This is a genomic window from Vibrio sp. 10N.247.310.23, from assembly GCF_041467155.1.
In the GTDB taxonomy this organism is placed as follows: domain Bacteria; phylum Pseudomonadota; class Gammaproteobacteria; order Enterobacterales; family Vibrionaceae; genus Vibrio; species Vibrio crassostreae_C.
In genome coordinates, this window is record NZ_JBFSTZ010000077.1 from 1 (window position 1) to 2,353 (window position 2,353).

Below are 2,353 nucleotides of genomic sequence, written 5' to 3' on the forward strand. Positions count from 1 at the left end.
AACCACCGACACGAGGATTTTCAATCCTCTGCTCTACCGACTGAGCTATCCGGGCGACGAGGTGTATTAAACGTGTTTTCGCGTTCTGGGTCAACATTAAATTGCAAAAAAAGTATCGTTTGATGTTTTTCTATACTTAGTGGGTTGTTTTTGCTCATTTGGGGTGAAAAACCTAGGTCTAGCATGCCCTAAAAGATAGTAAAACTACGGTTAACTACACTGAATGGGCGCCGAAATAAAAAAAGCACGTATGAAAACGTGCTTTTTTATTTGAAAATTTTCTAGGGAGTTTAGTGTTTTACTTCAAACCTATTAACCCAAGCTTCTAATTCGTTGGAAAGAGAGGCAAGAGTTTGGGTGCTGTTATGACTTTCTGTTACGACATTGCTCAGTTGGTTACCGCTCTCTTCGATCATATTGATACGCTTCGATATATCATCGCTCACCTGAGTCTGCTCAGCGGCCGCTGTTGCGATTTGATGACTCATTGATGAAATGGACTCTAATGCGACAACAATCTGTTGTAGTGCTTCAGAGGCGTTTTGAGACTCTGTTACGGTGCTTTCACTGGTCGCGGCACACACTTCCATGGTTTGAATTGCGTTGCGAGATCCCTCTTGAAGGTTATTAATCATTAATTGGATTTCTTTTGTGCTCGATTGTGTTCTGCCTGCAAGGTTACGAACCTCATCTGCTACAACAGCAAATCCACGACCTTGTTCGCCAGCTCGAGCTGCTTCAATGGCTGCATTTAGTGCCAATAGGTTAGTTTGCTCCGCTATATCACCAATCACATCCAATACTTTTGCAATGTTGTTTACATCGTTATCTAGGTTAGCGACAGCTTCGCTTGCTGTGCCTAGTTGGCCTGCTAAGCCTTGAATGTTATCTACTGTGTTGTGAATGAGTTGTTGGGTATGCTGGCTCTGTTTGTCGGCCTCGTCGGTGTTGCGCGCGGTATCGCTAGCTGAAGCAGCTACGTTATTGGCTGAAGAGGCCATCTCGGTCATTGCTGTCGCGATCATCTCTGTTGATTGCTGTTGGGTGTCTGTCAGTTGACCAATTGACCCAGCGCGATCTTCTACGCGCTGCAGTTCGCCTCTTAATGCCAGCATTGAAGCGTCAAGGTTTGATACTAGCTCAGCCAATGACTTACTCATTTGTTGTACGGCGTGATAGATACTGCCGTCAATTGCCTGAGTTTCGAAAGAGGTTTGAATTCGACCTTGTGCTACGGCTTGTACTGCTTCTCGTACGTCTTTAGGTTCGCCGCCAAGAAGCGCTAGCATGCGTTTAATGGATACAATTAGGCTCGCCAGAATAAGACCAGCAATCACGACACAAAGGAATAGCTGCCATTGAGCAGTAGACCAAAAACGAGCGTTAACTTCATTGAACCCGATACCAGTGCCGACAACCCAACCCCAATGTGGCGTTTTCTCTGCAATAGACAGTTTTTCTTCAATCGTTCCATCTGGCAGTTTTTGTGTCCAGGTGTACTCAATGATCTCGCCAGTACGATTACCAAGTACTCTTTGGATTAGCTGCCCAACACTATTGCCGTCGCCATCTTTAAAGTCGTTAAAACTGGTTCCGTGCAGTTGAGGATCTAATGGTGTCGCGATAAACGTCATGTTCTCATCGGCTACGTAAACATATTCATTATCTTTATAGATGTTGTTGCGTAGAAGGCGAGTAGCTAGTTGCTTGGCTTGCTCTTCTTCTAGTGTGCCATCAATCGCCATTTTTTCGACTTCAGTAAGAATGCTGTATGCGCTCTTAAACAGCTCTGTTACGCGAGCTTTGTTGTCCATGTTGCTAGCAACTCTTAAGGTCCATAAGCCTGTAGCCGTCAGTGCTAGCAGGGCGATCAAGATGATGCCCGATAATAAGTAAGCTTGCGTTTTTAGTTTCATATTTCCCTGCGCAGCGATTCAATAATTAGTATTAGGTATAATTCATCGAATCTTAATCTAAGTGGTGTAAGGCAGATATTAGAAAGACATCAAAGTATGATAGGGATTAAATTTTCGAAGAAAAAAAAGTAACAGGACTTGGTTCTATTTGTTTTAATGTGAATATTAGCGGGTCATGAACTTTATAAGGCGTTGGTTCTGTTGTAGTGGATATGCTTTATAGAACTTAGAATCAACTGCTGTAGTAAGAGTACTAAAAGGAGATAACTCAATTTATCGAGACTGATTAAGAGTTAGTGAGGAGCTGATGTGTATATTGAATAGAGTTTGTTTTTGTTCAAACGAAAAAAAGCCAAGTCTTTCGACTTGGCTTTCTTGAATGTGGCTCCCCTTGCAAGACTTGAACTTGCGACATACGGATTAACAGTCCGCCGTTC

The 2,353-nt window shown here is 43.2% G+C and carries 1 protein-coding gene; it reads right to left on the reverse strand.

What is annotated here, in order from left to right; genetic code table 11:
* Positions 1–290 precede the first annotated feature (290 nt).
* Positions 291–1,916 (reverse strand): methyl-accepting chemotaxis protein, encoded by a 1,626-nt coding sequence (locus tag AB6D93_RS23810; protein ID WP_017062210.1) that lies wholly within the window; start codon positions 1,914–1,916, stop codon positions 291–293.
* Positions 1,917–2,353: the final 437 nt, after the last annotated feature.

Bases quoted from the DNA above. Each gene is read 5' to 3' on its own strand.
- AB6D93_RS23810 (WP_017062210.1), bottom strand. From the start codon at position 1,916: ATGAAACTAAAAACGCAAGCTTACTTATTATCGGGCATCATCTTGATC.